The following is a 24,061-nucleotide window of genomic DNA, read 5'->3' as shown; positions in this document are numbered from 1 at the left end:
CGCCTGTATAGGCTCCGCCTGCGCCGGTTGCAATTGAACGGCGAGGAGAGTCGCTATCGCGGTGAACGCATCAGGCGGATGTCGAGATCGTTCACTTTCTTGCGCAACGTGTTGCGGTTCAGTCCGAGCAGTTCCGCCGCCTTGATCTGATTGCCGCGCGTTGCCGCAAGCGCTGCGGAAACCAGCGGAATTTCGATCTCGCGAATGATCCGATGATAGAGGCCGGGCGGCGGCAACTGATCTCCGTAATCGCGGAAGAGCTTGGCGAGATGGAGCTCGACTGAGCTCGAAAGCGTCTGTCCATCAGACAATTCTTGCGACGGCGCGGCTGACGCTAAGCCCTTATCGCCCGGGTCAGCCTGCCGAATCTCATGTTCGAGTTCGGCCTCGACGAGCTGGTCGGAAATGACTTCCTGCGGGTGCAACGCAGCGAGCCTGCGGATGAGGTTTTCGAGTTCCCGGATATTTCCCGGCCAGCGATATCGCTTCATTCGGTCGAGCGCGGCCTGATCGATGTATTTCTGCGGCAGTCCTTCGCTCGCCGCCACCTTGAAGAAATGATGCACGAGGTCGGGAACGTCCTCGGCGCGCTCGCGCAGCGGCGGCAGACGAAGCGGCACGACGTTCAGGCGGAAGTAGAGATCCTCGCGGAACAGGCCCTGCTGGATGAGGATCCGCAGATCCTTGTTGGTGGCGGCGATGATCCGGACATTGGTCTTGATCGGCGTGCGACCGCCCACGGTCGTGTATTCGCCCTGCTGCAGCACGCGAAGCAGCCTGGTCTGCGCCTCCATCGGCATGTCGCCGATCTCGTCGAGAAACAGCGTGCCGCCCTCGGCCTGCTCGAAGCGGCCGGCCGATCGCTGGTTGGCGCCGGTGAACGCGCCCTTCTCATGGCCGAAGAGTTCGCTTTCGATCAGATCACGCGGAATCGCCGCCATATTGACGGCGACGAAGGGGCCCTTTTTGCGCTTTCCATAGTCGTGCAGGGCGCGGGCGACGAGTTCCTTGCCGGTTCCCGACTCGCCATTGATCATGACCGTGAGGTCGGTCTGCATCAATCGCGCGAGCGAGCGATAGATTTCCTGCATCGCGGGGGAGCGGCCGACGAGCGGCATTCCCTCGATCTCGTCGTGGCGGTCATCTTCGGGCTGCTTGCGGGGCTCGGCCATGGCGCGGCCGACGATGCCCACGAGCTCCTTGAGGTCAAAAGGCTTGGGCAGATAGTCGTATGCGCCCCGCTCCGACGCCCGAATGGCGGTCATGAACGTGTTTTGCGCGCTCATGACGATGATCGGGAGTTCGGGACGAAGCTTCTTGATGCGCGGCAGAAGCTCGAAAGCGTTCTCGTCGGGCATGACGACGTCGGTGACGACGAGATCGCCCTCGCCCGACTGCACCCATCGCCACAAGGTCGCGGCGGCGCCGGTGGTGCGCACTTCATAGCCCGCGCGCGAAAGCGCCTGCGCGACGACCGTGCGTATGGACGCGTCGTCGTCAGCGACCAGAATTTCTCCTCGCGTCATTGCTTCGGTCTCCCGCCTTTGCGAGATGTCATACACGCCGTTCCTCGCGTTGATCCGGCCGTTTGGCCCTATACATCGGCATCAAGACCCGAAACGTCGTGCGTCTGGGGAGGGACTCGCACTCCACGATGCCGCCGTGGTCGTTGACGATCTTCGCAACCAGTGCAAGTCCGAGGCCAGTTCCTGTCGACTTGGTGGTGACAAAGGGATCAAAGAGATGCGCGGCGATGTCTTCCGGAACGCCTGGGCCATTGTCGCGCACGCAGAATTCGAGCGGCAGTCCGATGGGGCTTTTCTCGCCAAGCGCGCGCAGGCTGACGCCGGGCCGGAAAGCGGTCGAGAGTTCGATCTCCCCATCGACGGCTTCGCCGACGGCTTCCGCCGCGTTCTTCACGAGATTGAGGAAGGCCTGCACCAATTGATCGCGGTTGGCGTAAACCGGCGGCAGCGATGGGTCGTAGTTCTCGACGAAGCGAACATTGCGGGCGAAGCCGCTCTGTGCGACGCGCTTCACGTGGTCCAGCACCGAATGGATGTTCACCTGCTCGCGCTGCAACGGACGCGCGTCGGAAAACACCTCCATCCGGTCGACAAGACGCACAATCCGATCGGTCTCGTCGCAAATCAGCCGCGTCAGCGCGCGGTCCTGATCGCCGAGCGCGGATTCGAGCAGTTGTGCGGCGCCGCGAATGCCGGACAGCGGATTCTTGATTTCATGCGCCAGCATCGAGGCCAGCCCAGAAACCGAGCGAACGGCGCCACGATGCGTCAGTTGCCTGTCTATTTTGTCGGCAATTGTCCGCTCCTGCAGCATGACAAGCACGAGCCCGTCGCCTTCGGGCAGCGGCGCGCAATGAACGTCGACGCGTCGGTCGGCCTCCTGGCCCGGTCGGCCGAGATCGACCTTGTATTCATTGATTGTCGCGCCCCGCTCGCGAACCTGCTCGATGAGCGCGGTGAGCGGCGATCCGAACGGCAGCAGCCGATCAAGCGACTGGCCGATGAGCAGAGGCTTACCGAGTTCAAAGAAGGCCTCCGCGGCGGCGTTGGCGTCCTCAATGACGCCATCGCGCGCGACAGTCAGGATCGCATTGGGCAAGGCCTCGAGCATGCATGATCGGCCGGCGTCATTGATGATCTTGAGCGGCTCATAGCCGCCGCAATGCGCGAGGTTGCGTCGGGGGCGGTCGGATATGCTCATGCCGCGATCCCCTGCTCTGCAGGCTGCGCCTTCAGAAAAATCAGTTCAATCAGCCGCGCCGCCTCATCGGGCGAATCTGTGGTGACCAGCGCGTGGCGCGCATCGGCTGCGGCATGTCCCGCCGAGCGACCCACGAGGCGATCGACATAGGCGGCGAGATGTTTGCGCGCGTGCCTCAACCCGGCCGACGCGCCCATCGACGCCAGCAGACCTTCGAGGTGTTCGCGCGCGATTTCGGCGCGCTGCGCCAGAGTGGGCGGCGCGCGCCGCTCGCCGGTCCGCAGAAAATAAGCGATATCGCCGACGATCCAGGGCTGCCCCAGGGCCGCCCGCCCGATCATGACCCCGTCGGCGCGCGAATGCTCGAGCATTTCGACGGCGTCGTCTTCGCCGGCGCAGTCGCCATTGGCGACCACCGGAATTCGCACGGCAGCTTTCGCCGCCGCGATCGCCCGCCAATCGGCCCGGCCTGCGTAAAACTGCTGGCGCGTGCGCCCATGCACGGTGATCATCGCGGCGCCTTCGGCTTCCGCGCGTCGCGCAAGCTCCGCGACGTTTCGGGTCGCTTCATCCCATCCCAGCCGCATCTTGACGCTCAGCGGCACGCATATTGCCTCGCGTGCTGCAGAGATCAGCCGCGCCGCTTGATCGAGATCGCGCATCAGCGCGGCGCCCGCGAGGCCTCCGGTGACACGCTTGCAAGGACAGCCCATATTGATGTCGATCCAGTCAGCCCCAGAGGATTCGGCGCTTCGCGCGGCGGCCGCCATTTCCGCCGGCTCGCGCGCGGCGATCTGAATGACCCGGGGCCACGCGCCGGCGCATTCCAGCCGCATCGCCGTTTCGCGATCGCCGCGGGCGACGCCAGCGGCGGTCACCATCTCGCTCACCGTCGCCGACGCCCCCAGACGCGACGCGATGCGGCGCATGGACGGGTCGGTCACGCCGGCCATCGGCGCGAGCAGCGCGCGACCGGTGAGCGTGATCCCGCCAATGCTCAAAGGCGAAGGGTCAAAGCCAACGCCTAGTTTTTTGGCAGTAGCCATCTTGCCCACATCATAAGCAGTTCTCTTCGCACTTGCAACATAGCATTTCTCTAGCCCGTCGCCATTTGACGGCGTTGGCGAAAAAACCGACAGAGAGCGGCCATGGGCGCCGCTCACCACATTGCTTCCATCGCCATCCTGATCGTCGCCGGCGGGCGCGGCGCGCGGGCCGGCGTCGGCCTGCCCAAACAATATCGACCGATCGCCGGCGTGACGCTGCTCGCCCGAACGCTGCATGGGCTGCATATGGCCATGCCCCAAGCCGCGCTCAAGGTCGTCATCCATAAAGACGACCTCGACCAATACGCCGCGAGCATAGCGGAGCTTGCCGCTTCCGATCGGGCGCGGCTTCTGCCGCCGGCCTTCGGCGGCGCCAGCCGGCAGGAAAGCGTCAGGAACGGCCTCGAGGCGCTCGCGAGCGAGGGTGCGCCGGACATCGTGCTGATCCATGACGCGGCGCGTCCTTTCGCGGACGCCGCGCTCATCGCGCGCGCGATCGAGGCGGCCGCGATCCATGGGGCCGCCGCCCCCGGCGTGCCGCTCGCCGATACGATAAAGCAGATCGACGCCGCCGGCGTCGTCGTCGCGACGCCCGACCGCGCGAGGCTTTGCGCCGTGCAGACGCCGCAGTCCTTTCGCTTCGAACTGATAATGGAAGCCCATCGCGCTGCGGCCGCTGGCGGGCGCGACTATACCGACGATGCCATGATCGCCGAGGCGGCGGGCGTGAAGGTGCATATTTTTGAAGGCAACGCCGCCAATTTCAAACTCACGACGCAACAGGACTTCGCCCGCGCCATGGAGCAGTTGAAGCAACCCGCATTCGCCGATCTGCCGGACATCCGCATGGGTCAGGGCTATGACGTCCACGCCTTCGGGCCAGGCGATTCCGTCTGGCTTGGCGGCGTCGCGGTCCCGCATACGCATGGTCTCGCCGGCCATTCGGACGCCGACGTGCTGTCCCACGCGATCACCGACGCCATTCTTGGCGCCATCGCCGAGGGCGACATCGGCGCGCATTTCCCGCCGTCCGATCCGCAGTGGAAGGGCGCGGCGTCGTCGATCTTTCTGGCGCGCGCCTGCGAATTGGTCCGGGCGCGCGGCGGCGCCATCGCCAATGTCGACGCCACGATCATCTGCGAAGCGCCGAGGATCGGCCCGCACCGGGAGCGTATTCGCGAGAAGCTGGCGGCGACGATGGGCGTCGAGATCGGCCGCGTCGCGATCAAGGCGACGACCACCGAGCGGCTGGGATTTACCGGCCGGCAGGAAGGCATGGCGGCGCTGGCGATCGCCACGGTAAGGTTGCCGTGAGGGACTGATCGAACCTGCATCTGCTCCCCTTCGGGTCACTGCGAGCCGGAGGGGAGCAGATGCAGGTTCGCTGACGAATTGGATTGTCATTCCCGACGCGCGCCTTGCGCGCGATCGGGAATCCAGAGTCGCAACAAACATCCTCGTTATTGCTCTGGATTCCCGGTCAGGCCTGCGGCCTGCCGGGAACGACACGACGCGCAATGACGACTGGCCCGCATGACCTGCTATAAACCCCGCTTTGCAGATCCGAGGCCCGCCATGATCCGCGTGACCGACAGAATCGCGCTCCACGAATGGGAAATCGTGGAGGAATTCGCGCGCGCGTCGGGGCCCGGCGGGCAAAATGTGCAGAAGGTCGAAACCGCCGTGCGGCTGCGCTTCGACATCCGCAATTCGCCCAGCCTCGCCGATGATGTGAAGGCGCGGCTGGCGCGCCTCGCCGGCCGGCGGTTGACGAAGGACGGCGTCATCCTCATCGAAGCGCGCCGCCATCGCACGCAGGAGCGCAACCGGGCGGATGCGCTCGAGCGCCTCATCGACCTCATCCGCATCGCGGCGACCCCGCCGCCGCCGCCCCGAAAGAAAACCCGGCCGACGCTCGGCTCGAAGCTGAGGCGTCTCGACGGCAAGAAGCAGCGCGGCGACGTGAAGGCGCTGCGCGGCAAGCCGACGCATGAGTTATGATATACGTAATGCACATTTACGAGATACGTAATGCATGAACATATGACATACATAAAAGCTAACGCGCTTCTCGACAAAGCCCGCGCCAAAGCCCTGCGTCTTGCGAGCGCCGAATCCTGCACCGGCGGGCTCGTCGCGGCGGCGCTGACGGACATTGCAGGCGCATCGGATGTTTTCGACCGCGGCTTCGTCACCTATTCCAACGAGGCGAAGCGCGACATGCTGGGCGTTGCGGACGCATTGCTCAAAGCGCATGGCGCCGTCAGCGCCGAGGTCGCGCGCGCCATGGCGCTGGGCGCCATCGACCGCTCGCTGGCCGATGTCGCCGTCGCGGTGACGGGCGTCGCCGGACCCGGCGGCGGCTCGCCTGAAAAGCCAGTGGGGCTCGTTCATTTCGCCTGCGCCCGGCGCGACGGCGACGTCGACCATGTCGAGCGGCGCTATGGACCGCTGTCGCGCGCCGAGATCCGCGCCGCTTCCGTCATGCAAGCGCTGGACATGATGATGGACGCCGTCGACGCGGCTCAGCGGCGGCCGTAAACCTCATCGGCGCGCGTGGCGAAGGCGTCCGCATATTTGTGGAATGCGCGATCAAACATTGCGCCCATCACAAAGCCAAGCGCCGGACTCTTGAATTCATAGGCGATGAAGAACTCGACCATCGACCGCGGCGCGCCGCCGCTCGCCGCCGGCTCGTCGCGGAACGTCCAGCGATTGTCGAGTTTTCGAAACGGTCCCTCGGCGCACTCGACCCGGATGTCCAGTTTGTTGGAGTCGCAACAGACGCGGCTCACATAGCGCTCGCAGATCGCTTTGAAGCCGACCTGCATCTCGATCAGCGACACCTCGACCCCAGGCGAGATCTCCGAACGTCGGCGGATGCGAACGGCCTCGCAGAGGGGCACGAATTGCGGATAGGATTCAACGTCGCGCACCAGCGCAAACATTTCTCCTGCGCTGTGCGGCACGTAGCGACGGTTGCGGAAGCTCTTCATGAGCCAAGCTTCTAGTTCATTGACGAGAGCGGCAAAAGTCGGCGCTTTCACGCGCTTGGAACAATTGCGTCACGTCGCAGTTCTATCGACGAGCTCTCGCTGGCTCCTGAGATATTCTACGGAGGAAACAATGGCGAATAAATCCGATTTCACAGCTGATGAATGGAAAAAACTGCTTGAATCTCCGCTGCTGGCCGGCTTCGCCGTAAGCGCCGGCGATCCGAGCGGCTTCATCGGGACGCTGCAGGAAGGTTTCGCGAGCGCCAAGGCTTTGGCCGCCGCAAAATCCGATCCAAATGCGGACGCGCTGATCAAGGCGGTTGTCGAGGACCTTCTCACGCCGGACGGACGCGCCGCCGCCCGCGACGGGGTGAAGGGCGTGGTCGACGGGGCCAAGGTGGACGAGTTCAAAGATCGGGCGCTCGTCGAGTTGCGCCGCACCGCCTCCATCCTCGATTCGAAAGCGCCCAGTGAGTCGAAGGCGTTCAAGGAATGGCTCAATCATATCGCCAATCTGGTGGCGGAAGCGGGCGTCGAGGGCGGTTTTCTGGGCTTTGGCGGGGTGAAGGTCACCGACGCCGAACGCGCGACGCTGGCGGAAATCTCCACCGCGCTTAGCGCGTAGCGAGGCTCGCGTACTACCTCCCCCTTTGCGGGGAGGTCGCTCGCCGAAGGCGAGCGGGTGGGGTCTTCGGTTCACTAACGCGGCACACCCCACCCGGTTCGCTTCGCGAACCACCCTCCCCGTGAAGGGGAGGGAATGCGCCCCTTCTGCTAGCTCCCTTCGACCCGTCGCTGGCGCGCCGCGCGCAGCTTGGCGAAATCGTCGCCGGCATGATGCGACGAGCGGGTGAGCGGCGAGGCGGCGACGTAGAGAAAGCCCTTCGCATAGGCGAGCGTCTTATAGGAGTCGAATTCCTCGGGCGTCACGAAGCGCTCGATCGCATGGTGCTTGCGCGTCGGCTGCAGATACTGGCCGATGGTGATGAAATCGATGTCCGCCGACCGCATGTCGTCCATCACCTGCATCACTTCGAGACGGCTCTCGCCGAGCCCGACCATGATTCCGGATTTGGTGAAGACGGAAGGGTTCAGCTCCTTGGCGCGCTGAAGCAATCGCAGAGAGTGAAAATAGCGCGCGCCCGGCCGCACGGTGACATAGAGCGACGGCACGGTCTCGAGATTGTGATTGAAGACGTCCGGGCCCGCCGCCACCACGCGCTCCAGCGCCCCAGGCTTCCTGAGGAAGTCCGGCGTGAGCACCTCGATCGTCGTTTCGGGACAGGCCGACCGGATGGCGGCGATGGTCTCGGCGAAATGACCGGCGCCGCCGTCATTGAGATCGTCGCGATCGACGGACGTCACGACGACATGCGACAGGCCGAGAGCGCGCGTGGCTTCCCCGACCCTGCCCGGCTCGGTCGGGTCGAGCCGCGTCGGCAGGCCCGTGGCGACATTGCAGAACGCGCAGGCGCGCGTGCAGATCTCGCCCATGATCATGAAGGTGGCGTGCTTTTTCTCCCAGCATTCGCCGATGTTGGGACAGGACGCTTCCTGGCACACGGTCGTGAGCCCGGCGTCCTTTAAGAGGCCGCTGGTTTCCGCCCAGGCCTTCGAACCCGGCGCCTTGACGCGAATCCACGGCGGCTTGCGCAGAATGGGCGCGTCAGGACGGCCCGCCTTTTCAGGATGACGCAGAGGCGGCTCCCCCCGTTTCTTTCGGGGGTCGTCGTTCAAGAGATCAAGCACGGTCAAGGGCGGAGAGTCTCCTCTCTCACCAAGCTAGGCATATCAATGGCGGACGGCAATGTCCTCGGGAGATCTATTGGCGTGAGGGAACGCCCGGCATCCGACGCAGAACAGCGCAGCGCCGATCGCGCCGGCGATCAAAACCGCATCCGCGCAGCGCTGGCCGACTCCGGCGCGAACCGCGAGCTCGGCCGCCAGCCACGCCCCCGTGACACTCGCGAGCAGCAAAGCCCCTGCTCGAACGTCGACGTGCAGAACGTGCCAGAGCTTTGTGGCGCTCCAGCCGACAAGCCCGCCGATGAGCAAAAGAGCGAGGAATTGCGCGTTGGGCGCGCCAACGATCGCGGCTGCGGCTGAGAGCGACGCGTCCATGAACGCCTCCGGCGGGTGAGGAAAGGGTTGCAACTAGAGCTAACGGCCCATTAACGATTTTGACGAGCCTTTGTTCCCAGCGGTCCTACAGAAAGCCGCGCCACGCAGTGCGCCCCTTTGCCGCGGTCGACAAGCTACTTCAAAATAAGCAGATATAACGCTTTTAAATCATGTATTTAAATATTAAACTTATTGTTTAAGTTTAATATCGTGTCTAAATATATTCGACCTCCAGAACGCCCGGTATGGCGCGTAGTGCGCCAGCGACGTCCGGAGTGATCGGATAGCTTCCGGGCAGTCGGATTTCGATTTCCTCCCGTCCGGAATCGCGCTTCAAAAGAATCGACACCTCGCCGTCGCCGCGGCCGGCGAGCCGCGTCTTGATCCCATCGAGCGGCCCATCGTCGCCGACCACGACGCGCAGGCCCTTTTGCGCGCGCGCCGCCGCCGCGGCCAAAGGTTCGACAGTGACGATGCGCGCCCGGACGTCCTCGCCCTCGACCGCCGCGGAGAGGGTCACCAGCACCGCCGCGCCCTTCTCCAGAAGGTCGCGATACTGGGTCAGCCCCTCCTGGAAGAGGATCGCCTCATAGTGTCCGCTGACGTCCGAGAGTTGCAGGATGCCCATCTTGGAGCCGGATTTGGTGCGCCTCTCGGTCCTGTCCAGAACCACGGCGGCGAGCCGGCCAGCGGTCGCGCCGCGCTTGACCGAGGCGGCGAACTCGCTCCAGCGCGACACGCGGATTTTCGGCAAGAGGCCGGCGTAAGCGTCGAGCGGATGGCCCGAGAGGAAAAAGCCGGCGGCTTCATATTCGCGTCGCAGCGTCTCGGCCGCTGGCCAGGGCGGCGTCTTTGGAACAGCGAGATCCGCTGCCTCGGCCTCGCCAAAGAGCGCATTCTGTCCGGCCTTGCGGTCGTCGGCGTGCCTGTTCGCGGCGGCGAGCATCGCCTCAATCGCCGCGAAAGCCCTGGCGCGATTGGGTTCGAGTTCGTCAAAGGCGCCGCAGGCCGCGAGGCTCTCCAGCGTCTTCTTGTTCACTTCGCGCGGGTTCAGCCGTCTCGCGACGTCGGCGAGACTCGCAAATCGGCGCTCCGCCCGCGAGCGCACGAGAGACTCGGCCTGCGCTTCGCCGACCCCCTTGAGCGCCGAAAATGCGTAGCGGATCGCGAGCCTGCCTTCCGCGCCCGGCGCCACGTCGAAGTCGACGCCCGACTGATTGATCGACGGCGGTTCGACGGCGATGCCCATGCGCCGCGCCTCGTCGCGGAACTCGGCGAGCTTGTCGGTCTGGCTCTTGTCGAAGGTCATTGAGGCGGCAAGGAACTCCGCCGGATAATGCGTCTTGAACCAGGCGGTCTGATAGGCGATCAGCGCATAGGCCGCCGCATGGCTCTTGTTGAAGCCGTAGTCGGCGAATTTCGCGAGCAAATCAAAGATTTCATTGGCCTTCTGCTTGGCGAGCCCCCGCTCCATCGCGCCGCTGACGAAACGGTCGCGCTGGGCGTCCATCTCGGACTTGATCTTCTTGCCCATGGCGCGACGCAGATTGTCGGCCTCGCCGAGCGAATAGCCGGAGAGGAGCTGAGCGATCTGCATCACCTGCTCCTGGTAGATGATGACGCCGAAGGTCTCCTTCAGAATGGGTTCGATCGCCGGGTGAATGTAGTCGGGCTCTTCGTCGCCGAGCTTCACCGCGCAATAGGTTGGGATATTCGCCATCGGTCCGGGGCGATACAGCGCCACCAGCGCAATGATGTCCTCAAACCGATCGGCGTGCATTTCGACCAGCGCCTTGCGCATGCCGGCGCTTTCCAGCTGGAATATCCCGACGGTCTCGCCGCGGCCGAGCAGCGCATAGGTCGCCGGATCATCGAGCGGAACCTTGGCGAGATCGAAATCGGGATCTCGGCGGCGCGCCAGGCGGCTTGCCGTGGCGAGAACGGTGAGCGTCTTCAGACCGAGAAAGTCGAATTTGATCAATCCCGCCGGCTCGACCCATTTCATATTGAACTGGGTCGCCGGCATGTCGGACTTGGGGTCGCGGTAAAGCGGCGTCACCTCGTGCAGCGGCCGGTCGCCGATGACGACGCCGGCGGCGTGGGTGGAGGCGTTGGAATAAAGCCCTTCGAGCAAGCCGGCGATTTTAAAGAGCCGCTTGACGCGCTCGTCCTCTTCCACGGCTTCGCGCAACTTCTGCTCGCTCGCCAGCGCTTCGGCGAGCGTGACGGGCTTCGCCGGATTCTGCGGCACGAGCTTGGCGAGCTTGTCGACCTGTCCAAGCGGCATTTCCAGCACGCGTCCGACGCTGCGCAGGACGCCGCGCGCCAGGAAGGAGCCGAAGGTGATGATCTGCGCCACTCGGTCGGCGCCATAGCGGCGTCTGACATAGTCGATCACTTCGCCGCGCCGTGTCTGGCAGAAGTCGATGTCGAAATCCGGCATCGAATTGCGCTCAGGGTTGAGGAAGCGTTCGAAGAAGAGTCCGAAGCGAACCGGATCCAGGTCGGTGATGGTCAGCGCATAGGCGACGAGCGAGCCCGCGCCGGAGCCACGTCCCGGTCCGACCGGAATTCCCTGGGATTTGGCGAATTTGATGAAGTCCGAAACGATAAGGAAGTAGCCCGGGAAGCGCATCTTCTCGATGACGGAAAGTTCGAAATCGAGTCGCGCGGCGTATTCTTCCCGCGTTCGGCCCTGCGCCGGCCCATGCGCGGCGAGGCGCTGCTCCAGCCCTTCGATCGCTTCACGGCGCAGCTCCTGCGCCTCGATGTCGTCGAGAGACTGAGCATCGCGCGCGTCTTGCACGAATCGTGGCATGATCGGCTTGCGCGTCTGCGGCCGGAAGCTGACGCGACGGGCGATCTCCAGCGTGTTGGCGGTCGCCTCTGGGAGATCGGCGAACAGCGCGCGCATTTGGGCGCGAGTCTTGAAGTAGTGCTCGGGCGAGACCCGCCTCCGATCGTCGAGGCTCGTCACCGCGCCTTCGGCGATGCAGAGCAGCGCATCATGCGCTTCGAAATCGCTGGGCTGAGCGAAATAGGGCTCATTGGTCGCTGCGAGCGGCAAGCCGCGACGATAGGCAAGGTCCAGCAGCTGCGGCTCGACGTCGCGTTCAGAGCGCAAATTGTGGCGCTGGACCTCGATATAAAGCCTGTCGCCGTAGAGACGCTCGAGCGTCGCGAGGCGCGCGCGCGCCTGCTCCGGCCTGCCCTGCGCCAGGGCGCGGTCCAATGCGCCATCCGGCCCGCCGGTCAGCGCGATCAACTCCTCGGCGTCGGCGGCGAGCGCGTCGAGCGTCAGATGCGGCTCGTCGCCCTGCTCCGTGTCGAGAAAGGCGCGCGAGGCGAGCCGCATCAAATTGCGATAGCCGGCCTCGGTCTTGGCCAGCAGCACGAGATTGGCGAAACGGTCGTCGCGCGCCGAAACTGCGCCGCCCTTGCCGTCGCCGAAATCGACGCGGAGCTGCGCGCCAGCAATCGGCTGGAGGCCAGCCTTCGCCGCCTTCTCGGAAAATTCGAGGGCCGCGAAGAGATTATTGGTGTCGGTGACGGCGAGCGCGGGCTGCAGGTCGCGCACCGCAAGATCAATCAGCCTGCCAAGCGAAAGCGCGCCCTCGCGCAGCGAATAGGCCGTGTGGACGTGAAGATGCACGAAGCCGGCTTCGGCGGCAGGCATGGTCTGAGGCCTCGAGGACGCGAACGAATTCAGGCCGCAGTCTACCGTTTCGCGCCGCGTGCCGGAACTCCGCGCGCGCCGCCGTCCCCAGATAGCGTGAAAAGCTGCGCCCGCCCCGACGCTTTCAATTGTGGGGCGGCGAGCAGGCTATCGCTGTAAAACGGCGAAGCGGTGAACGTTTACGCCATATTCGGTGAGGAGCCTGTGCATCGCGGGAGAGAGGCGAACCACACGAGACGCGCTCAGATTCGAGCTGCAGTCGTTCCTGAGGCCGACATATTTGGCGTGAAGGGCGTTCGCCTCGCTGTCGCCAACAGTTGGGCGAACCTGCTCAAGCATGGCGCTCACTTCCGCGCCGCCATATTGCTGGACGAGGGAACAGCCGATGCGCACGTCCTGCGCAGTCGCGGGCATTGCGGCGCTCAGAAGAAACGCGCCAAACAGGGCTCCGGCCGCGAAGACCGGCTTTCCATGACTCATGTGATGCTCCCTGGCTAAAGAGGGCCGCTCGGGCTTTGCTTGACCACAGGTTTCAGCGACACAGCACGAACGGCGCTCGGTCCAAAGCCCGGCGGAGGCGGCTGCCTCCCCGGGGCTCATGTGTCCTAGCCGCGTATTGGACGAACGTGTTTAGCGCCTATTACTCTGCAGGGCTATAGACCTTCGCCGCAGATTCGATCGGCTTGAAGGCTTCCTTGGCCAGCGAGGCGTAGAGCTCTCCGAGCTTGGTGGCTTCGGCCATGAAATCCTCGTAGGCGCTCTTGGCGAAATCGGACTGAAGCTGAAGCGCTTCGTCGATCTTCTTGACCGCGATCAGCTTTTCGGCCAGGACGCGGCTCTTTTCAAAGGATTTCTTGGAATAGTCGGTGGTCTCGGCGGCGATGCTCTGCCAGCCCTTGGTCACCGCAGCCGCAGCGGCGGAGACGGCTTCGAACTGCTCTTTGCCGAGCTTCTGAACGCTGTCGAAATTAGCTGCCATGGGTTCGTCCTCATGATTTTGGCGCAAAGGCGCCCTATGCGGCGCTATGCGCCCCGCTCACGACTTATTTATATGCAATGCACAAATTAAAGTCAATGAAAATGTTGCGGCGCAATAAACATGGCGCAGGGCGCGCGCTTAACCCCCGGGTAACTGCAAGCCCTTAGTCTGCCAAATCGTCACTTTTGGCGCGGCTGGGCGGTTGCGCGAACAACAGTGAAGTCAAGGGGCGCGTTTATGCTGAGATCGAGATTGTCGGACCGCCTGCCGCGGCCCCGCTCCCTCGCGGCAACCTTTGCCACGATCACAACGATCCTCGTCACGCTGTCGGCAATCCCCGCTGAGGCGCGCCGCGGACATCATTTCCAGCATCGCAGTGATTCTGACAACCGCAATTCGGCGGTTAAGGCGCGCGCCAACGCGGTCAGCGACGCTGTCGTCGGCGAGCATCGCGGCTTTTCGGCCATTGTCGTCGACGCAAACAGCGGCCGTGCGCTCTATTCCCGTTCCGAGCACGAGTTGCGCCATCCCGCCTCGGTGACAAAGGTGATGACGCTCTACCTTCTGTTCGAGCAGCTCGAACAAGGGCGGCTGCGCCTGGACTCGCCTCTGATGATCTCGCAACACGCGGCGGCGCAGGCGCCTTCCAAGCTTGGCCTGCGTCCTGGACAGACGATCAGCGTCGACAATGCGATTAAGGCGGTGGTCACCAAATCCGCCAACGACATCGCCTGCGCGATCGCCGAGAACGTCGCGGGCGACGAACATAGTTTCGCGCAGATGATGACGCGCAAGGCGCATGCGCTTGGGATGCGCAACACCAATTATGAGAACGCGTCGGGGCTCCCCGATCCTAATCAGGTGACGACGGCCTATGATCTTGCGGTGCTCGGACGCGCCATACAGGAGCGCTTTCCGCGCTACTATCGCTATTTCTCGACGCCGAGCTTCGCCTATAACGGCGCGCTGCACCGAAATCACAATCATCTCCTCGGCCAGGTCGAGGGCATGGACGGCATCAAGACCGGCTACACGCGCGCATCCGGCTTCAATCTTCTGACCTCCGTGCGCCGACGCGGGCATCACATCGTCGCGGTGGTGATGGGCGGCAAGACAGCCTACACGCGAGATCGCATCATGGCGGGGCTGATCGAGGAACATATAGACGGCGGCTCTTCCGTTAGAACCGCGGCGGCGGTGAGCGAGGATCCGCGCGCCCTCCAGGCGCAGGAACAACTCGCTGCTGAGCGCGCGCAGCGCGCTGCGCGCGCGGCTGAGCGCGCCCAACAGATCGCCGCCGAACGCTTGGCTTATGCCGAGCCTCAGGAAGACGCGGCCGCCGAGCCCGAACCGTTTGGCCGCCAGCTGAGCGCTCCGGTTCCCGCGGCGTCCATTCCGCCGCAGGAGAGCGCTGCACGCCCAGCGGTTCGTCCCGCCTTCGTTTCTGGCGGTCAGAAGCGAACGGCCGACGCCGCCGATTCGGAACGCAAGGGCGCGTCCCCCAGCGCCAAGGCCCGCGCCGGGGCCACGCCGGTCGCCGCGCGCGACGGCTCGACGACGAGCGGCGCGCAAAAAATCGACATTATGCCGGTATCGACGACGCCGTCGGCGATTCGCGGCAATGGCGCCAAATCACTGGCCGCCAAAACGGACGCCGTGCGTCCCGGGCGTCCGGGCTGGATGATTCAGATCGGCGCGACCGACGATCAGGAGAAAGCCAATCAGCTGCTCGCGCGCGCGCGCAGCCAGCTTCAAGGCTTTCCCGCCACCGCCAGGGCGTTCACCGAGAAGGTGCAGAGGGGAAGCGAAACGCTCTATCGTGCGCGTTTCGCCGGACTCGAGGAAGACACGGCGCAGTCGGCGTGCAAGGCGCTCAAGCGCTCCGGCTTCTCCTGCTTCACGACAAAGAACTGATCATGTCCGCGACTTGGGACCACGACTACAGCGCGCGACGCGCGTCAGTGCTGGTGACGCCGCATCAGGACGTCCTTGGCCTCATTTACCCTGGCCGCAAGATCCGTCGTTCCGCCAAGATCTGGATGAAGCTTCTTCATCAGATCACGATGGGCGCGCGCAATGTCCGCCGCCGCGGCGCCGCGCTTGAGGCCGAGAATTTCGTAAGCCTCGTCTTCCGAAATCGCGCCCGCACGACGCGCGCCGCCCTCGCCCGGACGAAAACCCCCCGAGTTTGCGTGCGTATCGCTTGCCGAACGCCAACCGGAAAAACGGCGGTCCAGATAAGCCTCTAGGAGCCTGGCGCCGTCAGGATCGTCACGGCGGCAAACGCCATAGAGTTCGAGGAGCGCAGGCCGCGCCAATGAATCAAGCTGCGCGCCTTCGTGCTGCCCGGCCAGAACCACGCCCCTGATGGCCCCGGTGGAGTGGTCGAGCTCCATTTCGATCATGGCTGATCGAACCCGTGATACGCCGCCGGCGCCTGGGCCCGCTTTGCGAAAGCCGCTCAGCGCGCCCCCGCCGACGCCCATCAGCCAAACGCCAAAGCCCAGGAGCGCCATGCCGAGATCGAGGCGTCCCCGCACCAGAAGCAAGGCGCCCATGGCAAGGGCAACGAAGCCGCCGCCGCGCTTCAAAATCACCGCCAACAGCGCCGGCGACGTCTTCGTATAGGCGTTTAGCGCCACAACCGTCAGGAGCAAGGCGAGTCCGATCAGAATGGGCATCCTTTTATCCTCAACCGATCTGAGACAGGAGCAGGCGCGCGGCGCCCTCGCCTTCGCTGGCGCGCCGCTCCAACTCGGGTCTGCCCCCTACTGCATACGCCGCCGCGGCGGCGAGAAGCTCCGCTAAACGCCGCGGAGCAGTGGCGTCGAACGCCGCATAGGCGCCGCCCGTCAGGCGCGCGATTTCACGATAGGCCTGCTGTGCGGCTGAGTCCTGGCCCTCCTGAAACATGAAGGTCTTGACGCCGAGCAGCCCGAGCTCGCCTGCCGTCGCCGCGAGGGCGTCGAGCCGCTCCTCCATGGCGTCGCCAATGTAAATGAGCGCTCCCACGCGTCCCGCACGCGATTCGTCGAGAGCGTGGCGCAGAACCTTGCCGATCTGCGTGCGGCCGCCGCGACAGGCGATGCGCGACATCAGCGCGCCGAGCCCCTCGCCTCCTGAGACGAAGCGCGAGGCGCGGCATTCCCCGAAGCCGCGGAAGTAGACGAGTTGAACATCCAGTCCGCCCTGGGCGGCGGTGGTGCGGAACATTTCGCCCTGTATCGACTGGGCCATGTCCCAGGTCGGCTGTCTGCTCATTGTGGCGTCCAGCGCGAAAATCAACCGTCCGCGCGACGCGCTCGCCGCGACGTTCTTCGCCTTGTCAAGGAAGGCGTCTATCGGCCCCGATTGCACGGAGCCTTGAGTTGCCGGCGGCTTAGGTGAATGTTCGCCCACTGCGGTTCACGTCGTGTTATCTGACGCTCTCTATCAAATCGGCCGCGGTCTCTGATAAACAAGAGGCTCGGCGCGCAACCGGAAACATAGGCTCTTTCGGCGCGCACGGCGAGGATGCGATGTCGGTCCCCAGCGAAGAATCTCCTGTCTTGAGCGGGTCGGCGCTGACGACCGCGATCGGATGGACGCGCATTGCGGCCCTGCCCGCGGAAGATAGCGTTCGGGTCCAGTCCCTTATGCAAGCCTTCGCCGAAGAGCTGATGCGCGAGGGCGTGCGGGTCGGCGGCGTGACGCAAACGCGCGTCGCGGAGTCCTCTGGACGATCGGCGATCATGTTGCGGGACGTCGCCACCGGCGCCTTTTATCCGATCTCGCAGGATCTCGGCTCCGGTTCGGTCGCCTGCAACCTTGATACGAGCGAGCTGGCGCTCGCCTGCGCGGCGATCGAACGCGCGGCGCGCGACGGCGCGCAACTGATCGTGGTCAGCAAGTTCTCCAAACAGGAGGCCGCGCGTGGCGGTCTCTGCGACGCCTTCCGAGCGGCGATGACCGCGCGCGTTCCGGTGATCGCAGCGGTCTCTCCGCACTATCGCGACGAATGGCGCGCCTTCACCGGGCCGCTGGCGGAAGACATCGCGCCCGAGCGCCAGGCGTTGGCGGATTGGTGGGCGAGGCTGCGCGCGCCATCGCCGGATCGAACCTCTATCTGACCGGCGGCGCAAACATCAGGCCGCCCTTGTTCCACAAAGCGTTCAGCCTGCGCTCCATGGCGTAGGGCGCGCCCTGCCCGAGATTGCGCTCAAAAACGTCGGCGTAATTGCCGACATGTTTAACGATGCGGTAGGCCCAGTCCTGAGAGAGGCCGAGATCGTCGCCATGGGCGCCGTCAACGCCGAGCAGCCGTCGTATTTGAGGATTTTCCGACGATAAAGCGGCGTCGGCGTTCGCCTTCGACACCTCCAACTCCTCTGCGTCGATCATCGCGAAAAGCGTCCAGCGAACGATGTTGAGCCACTGATCGTCGCCTTGGCGGACAAGCGGGCCGCGCGGCGATTTCGAAAGAATGTCCGGCAGGACCGCGTGATCCGCAGGCGCCGTCAAGCCTATGCGGACGCCATGCAGCGTCGAAACGTCAGCCGTCAGCGCTTCACATTTTTCCCCGTCATAGGCCTTGGCCGCGTCCTCGAGGCTCGGGAACAGCTTCGGATCATATTTCGCCTTGCGGGCCCGGAAAAAATCGGCGACCGCGAGTTCGTAGGGCGTGCCTTGCTCGATGCAGATCGATGCGCCGTCGAGGTCCTGGACGGAAGCTAAGTTGCGCTGCCGGCGGACCAAGAACCCCTGCCCGTCATGGAGAAAGACGCCGGCATAGATCAGCTTTTGTCCGGCGTCGCGCGCTTGGGTCCACGGCGATGCGCTAACGAGCAGATCGACAGCGCCCGCCTGCAATGCGCCAGCGCGCTCTTTCTGCGAGAGCTCAACGAATCGCGCCTTCGCCGGGTCGTCGAGGACGGCGCTGGCGACGGCCCGGCAAAAATCGACCTCGAAGCCACGCCATTCACCCCCGCCGTCGCGTTGAGCTAAGCCGGGCGCGTCAGTGACGCCGCAGGTCAAAAAGCCGCGCTTCATGATCTGCGCGAGCGTCGGAGCGACATCCGTTTGCGCCCCGGCGCTGAGAGCGAAAAGCGCTCCGGCGAAGGCCGCAAAGAAGGCGAAAGCTGTGCGGCGGATCATGGCGGGCTCGGCATCCGGCGGAGGATATACTACGGTCGCGCGGCGTTCACGCAGGCGAGTTGTCAGAGGCGGCATGTCCGAAGAAAAGAGAAAAGCAAGGCGTAAGTTAAAGCCCGCCACTCTGGTCACGCAAGCAGGCCGCACGCCATTCGATCATTTCGGCTTCGTCAATCCACCCATTTATCGCGGTTCGACGGTGCTGTTCCCGACGGTCGCGGCTCTCGAGGCGTTACGGCAGCCGTACACCTATGGCACCAAGGGAACGCCCACGACTCGCGCGCTCGAGCAGGGCTGGTGTGAGATCGCCGGCGCCGCCGACACGGTGCTGACGCCCTCCGGCCTTGCGGCGATCGGGTTGGCGCTGCTCACCGCCACGCACGCGGGCGCGCACGCGCTCATCGTGGATTCGGCTTATCAGCCGACGCGGATCTTTTGCGACGGCATTCTCGCCCGCTTCGGCGTCACGGTCGACTATTACGATCCCTTGATCGGCGGCGGCATCGCCGCGATGATGAAGCCCGAAACGACCGCGGTGCTCGTCGAGTCGCCCGGTTCCCAGAGCATGGAAGTTCAAGACATTCCTGCGATCGCGGCGGCCGCCCGCGCCCATGGCGCCTGTGTGATCGCGGACAACACCTGGGCGACCCCTCTTCTCTTCCCGCCGCATGAGCGCGGCTGCGACCTCGCCGTCGACGCCGGCACCAAATATCTCTCGGGCCACGCCGACCTCCTCATGGGGCTTGTTTCGGCCAATTCGGAGTGGGCGAAGCGCCTGCGCGCGACCTTCAACGCCTTCAGCATGGGGTCCAGTCCCGACGACGCCTCGCTCGCCCTGCGCGGGCTGCGCACCATGGCGCTGCGGCTGCGCGAACAGGAACGCGCCGCGCTCGACATCGCGCAGTGGCTGGAGGACCGACCGGAAGTTTCGCGCGTGCTGCATCCCGCCCTTGCGACGCATCCCGGCCACGCGCTGTGGAAACGAGATTTTACCGGCGCCTCTGGCGTTTTTTCCGTTATCCTCAAAGAGACTACAAAAAAGGCGGTCGCCGCTTTTGTCGACGGATTGGAATTGTTCGGTATCGGATTCTCATGGGGCGGCTATGAAAGCCTTGTCCTGCCCTTCGACTGCGCTTCTTACAGGACGGCGACGCGATGGGCTCCGGAAGGACCGGCGCTGCGCTTCTCGATCGGACTGGAGGATGTCGCTGATCTGAAATCGGATCTCGAGGCGGGACTGGCTCGGCTCAACGGCTTTTGAAGGCGGCGCGCCGCAGCGCATTCCAGGTTTTCGCATCCCTTGTCGCGAAAAGATATCTTGAAGAGGAGAAGCAATATGGTGGCCGTTTTCCGGGTTGCTGCCTATGTGGCCGTCTGCGGTTTTTTGATTGCGGGCGTCGCGCCGGCGCGGGCGGCCAGTGGTCAAGACTTTCCGAACTCCACATGCGCTTGCAAGGCATGTGGCCAGAACAAGTCGGACGTCATCGGCAAATGCCCCGACGTCTGCAAGGACAAGACGGTCTATGACAAAGGCGACAAGGATGCTCCCGCTGCAGGAGCCAAGAGCCACTCGGGCAAAAAAGACAAGACCGCTAAAGTCTCGGAACCTACGGTGTTTTGTAAGGCCGCCCGCATGAAGCTCCCGAAAGGCTGGATGCGCGCCGATCCCCCGCCGCCCAAAACGCGCTGACCTTTAGGCTTTCGGCGGCGTAGAAGCACTGCCAAAGCTTAGCATCAGATCGCGCAGTTCGGGCTCCTCGACGAGTTCGGCGGCGACGGCGCACTCGAACCATCGGGTGGCGCGCTGCTTCTGCTCGCGCCATTTTTTGCGCTGCCTTTGTACGCGCAGAGAAAACACCTCGACGCGGCAGTCGACGGTCGCGCCGCTGTCGAGGCGTTTTTCATAGCGGAAGTCGCCGAGCTTGGCTTTGTCCATCTTGCCGACGAGGCCGGCCTCCTGCACCGCTTCGATCGCCGCGACGATATGCGGTTTGCGGCCTTTCATCGGCCAGCCCTTCGGTATCACCCAGCGCTTTGTGTCGCGGGAGGTGACCAGCATGATCTCCAGGCGGCCACTGTTGATCCGCCAAGGTAAAGCCGCGTATTGCGTGCGAAGGACGGAACCTGCGCCGACGCGCTTCTTCTTCACTTTGGCGGTCTTCATGCCGCGAACCTCGCAAGCGCGTAGAAGGTCGCGGCGAAAAAGGCGGCCATCGGCATGGTGATGACCCAGGCGATGACGATGTCCTTCGCGACATTCCAGCGGACCGCCGCCACGCGCCGCGACGCGCCCACGCCAATGATCGCGCCGGTGATCGTATGCGTCGTCGACACTGGCACGCCCAGCGCCGTCGCGAGAAACAGAGTGATCGCGCCTCCCGTCTCGGCGCAGAAGCCTTGCACCGGCGTCAAGCGGGTGATCCTCGATCCCATTGTGCGCACGATCCGCCACCCGCCAAACAAGGTTCCAAGGCCCATGGCCGCCTGACAGGCGATGACAACCCAAAACGGCACGTAGAACTCGCCGCCGAGCGCCCCGTGCGAATAGAGGAGCACCGCGATCACCCCCATGGTTTTCTGTGCGTCATTGCCGCCGTGGCCTAGCGAATAAAGCGACGCGGAGGCGAATTGCAGAACGCGAAACAGCGCATCGACGCCGCCCGGCGTCCGGCGCACGAAAACCCAGGAAACAAGCAGGATCAGCGCCAGCGCCAGGACGAATCCGAGCGCCGGCGACAATACGATCGCTGCGCCGGTCTTGAGCAGCCCGTTCCAGACGATCGCGGAAGCGCCGACCTTGGCCACGCCGGCGCCCACGAGACCCCCGACAAGGGCGTGCGAACTCGATGACGGAATGCCCAATCCCCATGTGATCAGATTCCAGACGATCGCCCCCATCAGCGCCCCGAACACCACGAAATCGTCCACGATATCGGGCGAGACGATGCCAGCGCCCACTGTTTGCGCGACGTGAAGCCCAAAAAACAGGAACGCGATGAAGTTGAAGAAGGCGGCCCAAGCCACTGCGAGCTGCGGACGCAGAACGCGGGTCGAGACGATCGTCGCGATGGAATTGGCGGCGTCGTGCAGGCCGTTCAGGAAATCGAAGATCAGTGCGACCGCGATAAGCCCAATGAGATAGAATGAAAAGTTCTGCAAGCGCCGTCCTTAAGTATGCTCGATGACGATGCCGGCGACGCGGTCGGCGACATCCTCGAACCCGTCGACGACTCTTTCGAGATGGCCGTAGATTTCCGCGCCGACGATGAACGCCATCGGGTCTTTGTGGCGGTGCGCCAGAAACAGCTCCTTCAAGCCCTGATCGTGGATGGCGTCGGCCTCGTCCTCGATGCGGGTGATCTCCTCGCTGAACGCGTTGAGACTGCCGGCATTCTGGCGCATCACGCGCAGCAAAGGTATGGCGCTGCGCGTGAGTTCCGCCGACTGGACGATAATATCGCCCATGCGACGCATGGCCGGCTCGAAATCTCGCGTCTCGTAAAGCAGCGTCGCCTTCGCCGTTTGATGCATTTGGTCGATCGCGTCGTCCATCGCGGTGACCAGGTCACGGATGTCGCTGCGGTCGAACGGCGTGATGAATGTGCGGCGAACCGCCAGATGGGCCTCGCGCACGATGGCGTCGGCCTCATGCTCTTGGCGGCGGATTTCTTGACTGCAGACGAGCACGCGGTCGCCCCCGTTCAGCAAGTCCCGCAATGCGTGTGATCCGGCGACGAGCGTCTCCGCATGCCGCTCGAAAAGATCGAAGAAGCGCTCCTCTCTCGGCATGAGCGCCTGAAACCAAGACAGCATCGCGCTCTCGCCTCCCGGGAGAATCGTCACAAAAGCGTCATAAACGAGTTCGCGGCACATAGCCGGCGCCGCATCGAGTGTAAAGCGCCGCAGACGCCGCGGCCGCGACTATTTTGCCGGACGTTGCGTTCTGTTCAACGCTACGGTGCCTTGGTGGGAGGCGCGCGCCTCGTCGGGCGCGATGTTGCGCGACAGCACACCTCGTAACCGCGCCCTGATCTGGCGCGAGGCATGACTGACGCTCACAAGGCTTGAGCGGCTGTAAATGAATGCGCCCTTCTCGCCGACGACGATATCGCCGGTTTGCAGTGTCGGATCCCGGCGGGACAGCCGAAGGTAATGGTCGCGAGATGCGGCCGGATCGTTGCATGCGCATCCTGTCGTCAGCTTGTCGCGAAAGCTGAACGCCGCCGGAAGCGCGGAATAGCGTTGCCCTTTGGCGTTGCGCGCCTGCTCGATGCTTGCGCCCTCATAGAGCTGCACGCGCGCGGAGGGACAGGCGAGTTCGCAGGAGCGCTGGCCGGAAATGCGCGACAATTTGATTAGGGGAAAATAATAGCCGTCGCAGGCGCGCACGCAATAGCCGCCGCCGGACATCGAGTCCGTTTCGGCAGTGTTTGCGGGTTCGGGTTTGGCGGAATGAATTGAAGTCTTTGGCGGGCGCCGCGGCTGCCGCGGGCGCGCACGCATGACCCGCCAGGAACGGTGGGACGAGAACGCCGGAGGTTGATCGGGTCCGAACAGGAAATCTAAAAATTCGCCTTGAGCCAAAACGTCGAAGGGTGAGATGAACGCCAAGGCGAAAGCCAGAGCGCCGGCGATCCCTGTCGCACCCGGGCGGTTGAGCCGCATTCGCCGTCCCCGTCTACTAAACGACTGGCGACCCCGGCAGGATTCGAACCTGCGACCTACTGCTTCGAAGGCAGTTGCTCTATCCAGCTGAGCTACGGAGCCGTCGACGGCGCAGCTTTCGTCGCGGACCATATCAACTCGGCCACGCGACGCCAGCAACGCTCGACAGGGTAGTCATATATGGCGACCCCGGCAGGATTCGAACCTGCGACCTACTGCTTAGAAGGCAGTTGCTCTATCCGGCTGAGCTACGGGGCCGAAACAGCCTCAGTGCGTCCAGAGACCGATGCGGCTGGTCTTGAAATTATCTGAATAGGATACGCCGCGCCGCGCCGCCAGATTGGGCTTCGGCTCCTCGACCCGATAGGCGAGGCCAGTGCGTTCGGCGTAGGCGATCGCCTCCTCCTTGGTGGAAAAACTGAGTCTGACCTGCTGGCGCATGTCACCGGAGCTGGTCCAGCCCATGAGCGGCTCGATGCTGCGCGGAAGCTCCGGCTCAAAGTCCAGCCGCCACATGTCCGACCCCGGACCGGACTGAGTGGCGCTCGGCGCCGGAAGATAGATGCGTGCGGTCATATGGCCTCGTCCTTGGCTGCGCTCGTAGACGCGTCATGTGAGCGGCGCGCGGCGGTCTTTTGCGCTGGTCGGGGCAGCAGGATTCGAACCTGCGACCTGAAGTACCCAAAACTTCCGCGCTACCAGGCTGCGCTATACCCCGCCG

General features: G+C 64.2%; 25 protein-coding genes and 3 tRNA genes. 8 read left to right on the top strand and 20 right to left on the bottom strand.

Annotation, left to right across the window (positions count from 1 at the left end; translation table 11 throughout):
* Positions 1-53 precede the first annotated feature (53 nt).
* From ntrC to dusB, 3 genes are read right to left on the bottom strand one after another with little or no spacing between them, the layout of a single operon-like run.
* Complete coding sequence (gene ntrC, locus IYX23_RS11025; protein ID WP_196392835.1) at positions 54-1,526, bottom strand: nitrogen regulation protein NR(I); 1,473 nt, start codon at positions 1,524-1,526, stop codon at positions 54-56.
* 28 nt (positions 1,527-1,554) lie between these two features.
* Positions 1,555-2,727 carry an ATP-binding protein gene (locus tag IYX23_RS11020; protein WP_196392836.1) on the bottom strand — a complete coding sequence of 391 codons (1,173 nt, stop codon included), beginning with the start codon at positions 2,725-2,727 and terminating at the stop codon, positions 1,555-1,557.
* Positions 2,724-3,773: a tRNA dihydrouridine synthase DusB gene (gene dusB, locus IYX23_RS11015; protein WP_196392837.1), complete on the bottom strand. Its 1,050-nt coding sequence runs from the start codon at positions 3,771-3,773 to the stop codon at positions 2,724-2,726. The genes IYX23_RS11020 and dusB overlap by 4 nt, the downstream gene beginning before the upstream one ends.
* A gap of 102 nt (positions 3,774-3,875) precedes the next feature.
* On the opposite strand from dusB, the gene IYX23_RS11010 reads away from it, so the two are divergent.
* From IYX23_RS11010 to IYX23_RS11000, 3 genes are all read left to right on the top strand, one after another.
* On the top strand, positions 3,876-5,087 hold the full coding sequence (locus tag IYX23_RS11010) for a bifunctional 2-C-methyl-D-erythritol 4-phosphate cytidylyltransferase/2-C-methyl-D-erythritol 2,4-cyclodiphosphate synthase (RefSeq protein ID WP_196392838.1): 1,212 nt from the start codon (positions 3,876-3,878) through the stop codon (positions 5,085-5,087).
* A 261-nt stretch (positions 5,088-5,348) separates the two neighbouring features.
* A complete protein-coding gene (gene arfB / locus IYX23_RS11005) occupies positions 5,349-5,774 on the top strand; it encodes an alternative ribosome rescue aminoacyl-tRNA hydrolase ArfB (protein WP_196392839.1) in 426 nt (141 codons plus the stop codon).
* Positions 5,775-5,804: 30 nt separating this feature from the next.
* Positions 5,805-6,314, top strand: a complete 510-nt coding sequence (locus IYX23_RS11000) for a CinA family protein (protein WP_196392840.1) — start codon at positions 5,805-5,807, stop codon at positions 6,312-6,314.
* Here the strand turns inward: IYX23_RS11000 and IYX23_RS10995 are convergent.
* Positions 6,299-6,769, bottom strand: coding sequence for an SRPBCC family protein (locus IYX23_RS10995; protein ID WP_109025108.1), 471 nt, complete (start codon positions 6,767-6,769; stop codon positions 6,299-6,301). The genes IYX23_RS11000 and IYX23_RS10995 overlap by 16 nt on opposite strands.
* Before the next feature lie 130 nt (positions 6,770-6,899).
* Here IYX23_RS10995 and IYX23_RS10990 point away from each other — a divergent pair, with 130 nt between their 5' ends.
* On the top strand, positions 6,900-7,394 hold the full coding sequence (locus IYX23_RS10990; protein ID WP_196392841.1) for a hypothetical protein: 495 nt from the start codon (positions 6,900-6,902) through the stop codon (positions 7,392-7,394).
* 149 nt (positions 7,395-7,543) lie between these two features.
* On the opposite strand, the gene lipA is transcribed toward IYX23_RS10990, so the two are convergent.
* The 5 genes from lipA to IYX23_RS10965 form a co-directional block, all read right to left on the bottom strand.
* Positions 7,544-8,524 carry a lipoyl synthase gene (gene lipA / locus IYX23_RS10985; RefSeq protein WP_196392842.1) on the bottom strand — a complete coding sequence of 327 codons (981 nt, stop codon included), beginning with the start codon at positions 8,522-8,524 and terminating at the stop codon, positions 7,544-7,546.
* A 36-nt stretch (positions 8,525-8,560) separates the two neighbouring features.
* Positions 8,561-8,890, bottom strand: coding sequence for a hypothetical protein (locus IYX23_RS10980; RefSeq protein ID WP_196392843.1), 330 nt, complete (start codon positions 8,888-8,890; stop codon positions 8,561-8,563).
* A 214-nt stretch (positions 8,891-9,104) separates the two neighbouring features.
* Positions 9,105-12,566: a DNA polymerase III subunit alpha gene (gene dnaE, locus IYX23_RS10975; protein ID WP_196392844.1), complete on the bottom strand. Its 3,462-nt coding sequence runs from the start codon at positions 12,564-12,566 to the stop codon at positions 9,105-9,107.
* Between the two features lie 147 nt (positions 12,567-12,713).
* Complete coding sequence (locus tag IYX23_RS10970; RefSeq protein ID WP_196392845.1) at positions 12,714-13,046, bottom strand: hypothetical protein; 333 nt, start codon at positions 13,044-13,046, stop codon at positions 12,714-12,716.
* Between the two features lie 160 nt (positions 13,047-13,206).
* Positions 13,207-13,545 carry a phasin family protein gene (locus IYX23_RS10965; protein ID WP_196392846.1) on the bottom strand — a complete coding sequence of 113 codons (339 nt, stop codon included), beginning with the start codon at positions 13,543-13,545 and terminating at the stop codon, positions 13,207-13,209.
* A gap of 237 nt (positions 13,546-13,782) precedes the next feature.
* On the opposite strand from IYX23_RS10965, the gene IYX23_RS10960 reads away from it, so the two are divergent.
* Positions 13,783-15,459 carry a serine hydrolase gene (locus IYX23_RS10960; RefSeq protein ID WP_196392847.1) on the top strand — a complete coding sequence of 559 codons (1,677 nt, stop codon included), beginning with the start codon at positions 13,783-13,785 and terminating at the stop codon, positions 15,457-15,459.
* Between the two features lie 44 nt (positions 15,460-15,503).
* Here the strand turns inward: IYX23_RS10960 and IYX23_RS10955 are convergent, their stop codons facing one another.
* Positions 15,504-16,226, bottom strand: a complete 723-nt coding sequence (locus IYX23_RS10955; protein ID WP_196392848.1) for a DnaJ domain-containing protein — start codon at positions 16,224-16,226, stop codon at positions 15,504-15,506.
* Positions 16,227-16,236: 10 nt separating this feature from the next.
* A complete protein-coding gene (locus IYX23_RS10950) occupies positions 16,237-16,944 on the bottom strand; it encodes a VWA domain-containing protein (RefSeq protein ID WP_196392849.1) in 708 nt (235 codons plus the stop codon).
* A gap of 119 nt (positions 16,945-17,063) precedes the next feature.
* On the opposite strand from IYX23_RS10950, the gene IYX23_RS10945 reads away from it, so the two are divergent.
* The gene (locus IYX23_RS10945; RefSeq protein ID WP_196392850.1) at positions 17,064-17,654 is read left to right on the top strand and encodes a DUF2478 domain-containing protein; all 591 of its coding nucleotides are present in this window, start codon (positions 17,064-17,066) and stop codon (positions 17,652-17,654) included.
* Here IYX23_RS10945 and IYX23_RS10940 read toward each other — a convergent pair.
* Positions 17,647-18,678 (bottom strand): amino acid ABC transporter substrate-binding protein, encoded by a 1,032-nt coding sequence (locus IYX23_RS10940; RefSeq protein ID WP_196392851.1) that lies wholly within the window; start codon positions 18,676-18,678, stop codon positions 17,647-17,649. The genes IYX23_RS10945 and IYX23_RS10940 overlap by 8 nt on opposite strands.
* Before the next feature lie 73 nt (positions 18,679-18,751).
* On the opposite strand from IYX23_RS10940, the gene metC reads away from it, so the two are divergent.
* Together metC and IYX23_RS10930 are read left to right on the top strand one after the other, a co-directional pair.
* Positions 18,752-19,936 carry a cystathionine beta-lyase gene (metC, locus tag IYX23_RS10935; RefSeq protein WP_196392852.1) on the top strand — a complete coding sequence of 395 codons (1,185 nt, stop codon included), beginning with the start codon at positions 18,752-18,754 and terminating at the stop codon, positions 19,934-19,936.
* Between the two features lie 39 nt (positions 19,937-19,975).
* Positions 19,976-20,365 carry a hypothetical protein gene (locus IYX23_RS10930; RefSeq protein WP_246716673.1) on the top strand — a complete coding sequence of 130 codons (390 nt, stop codon included), beginning with the start codon at positions 19,976-19,978 and terminating at the stop codon, positions 20,363-20,365.
* A gap of 3 nt (positions 20,366-20,368) precedes the next feature.
* Here IYX23_RS10930 and IYX23_RS10925 read toward each other — a convergent pair whose 3' ends face one another.
* The 8 genes from IYX23_RS10925 to IYX23_RS10890 all read right to left on the bottom strand — a co-directional run bounded on the left by IYX23_RS10925 (position 20,369) and on the right by IYX23_RS10890 (position 24,058).
* On the bottom strand, positions 20,369-20,839 hold the full coding sequence (locus IYX23_RS10925) for an NUDIX hydrolase (RefSeq protein WP_196392853.1): 471 nt from the start codon (positions 20,837-20,839) through the stop codon (positions 20,369-20,371).
* Positions 20,836-21,834, bottom strand: a complete 999-nt coding sequence (locus IYX23_RS10920) for an inorganic phosphate transporter (protein WP_196392854.1) — start codon at positions 21,832-21,834, stop codon at positions 20,836-20,838. The genes IYX23_RS10925 and IYX23_RS10920 overlap by 4 nt, the downstream gene beginning before the upstream one ends.
* 9 nt (positions 21,835-21,843) lie before the next feature.
* Positions 21,844-22,488, bottom strand: coding sequence for a DUF47 domain-containing protein (locus tag IYX23_RS10915; RefSeq protein ID WP_196392887.1), 645 nt, complete (start codon positions 22,486-22,488; stop codon positions 21,844-21,846).
* 108 nt (positions 22,489-22,596) lie between these two features.
* Positions 22,597-23,085 carry a DUF2865 domain-containing protein gene (locus tag IYX23_RS10910; RefSeq protein WP_196392855.1) on the bottom strand — a complete coding sequence of 163 codons (489 nt, stop codon included), beginning with the start codon at positions 23,083-23,085 and terminating at the stop codon, positions 22,597-22,599.
* A 280-nt stretch (positions 23,086-23,365) separates the two neighbouring features.
* Positions 23,366-23,442: transfer RNA gene (locus tag IYX23_RS10905), tRNA-Arg, on the bottom strand.
* A gap of 79 nt (positions 23,443-23,521) precedes the next feature.
* Positions 23,522-23,598, bottom strand: a tRNA-Arg gene (locus tag IYX23_RS10900).
* A 9-nt stretch (positions 23,599-23,607) separates the two neighbouring features.
* Positions 23,608-23,916, bottom strand: a complete 309-nt coding sequence (locus IYX23_RS10895) for an ETC complex I subunit (protein ID WP_196392856.1) — start codon at positions 23,914-23,916, stop codon at positions 23,608-23,610.
* 65 nt (positions 23,917-23,981) lie between these two features.
* Positions 23,982-24,058: transfer RNA gene (locus IYX23_RS10890), tRNA-Pro, on the bottom strand.
* Positions 24,059-24,061: the final 3 nt, after the last annotated feature.

It is taken from the genome of Methylocystis sp. L43, assembly GCF_015709525.1.
Taxonomy (GTDB): domain Bacteria; phylum Pseudomonadota; class Alphaproteobacteria; order Rhizobiales; family Beijerinckiaceae; genus Methylocystis.
Note: the sequence above shows the minus strand (reverse complement) of the source record. Positions and strands in the feature narration are given on the sequence as shown.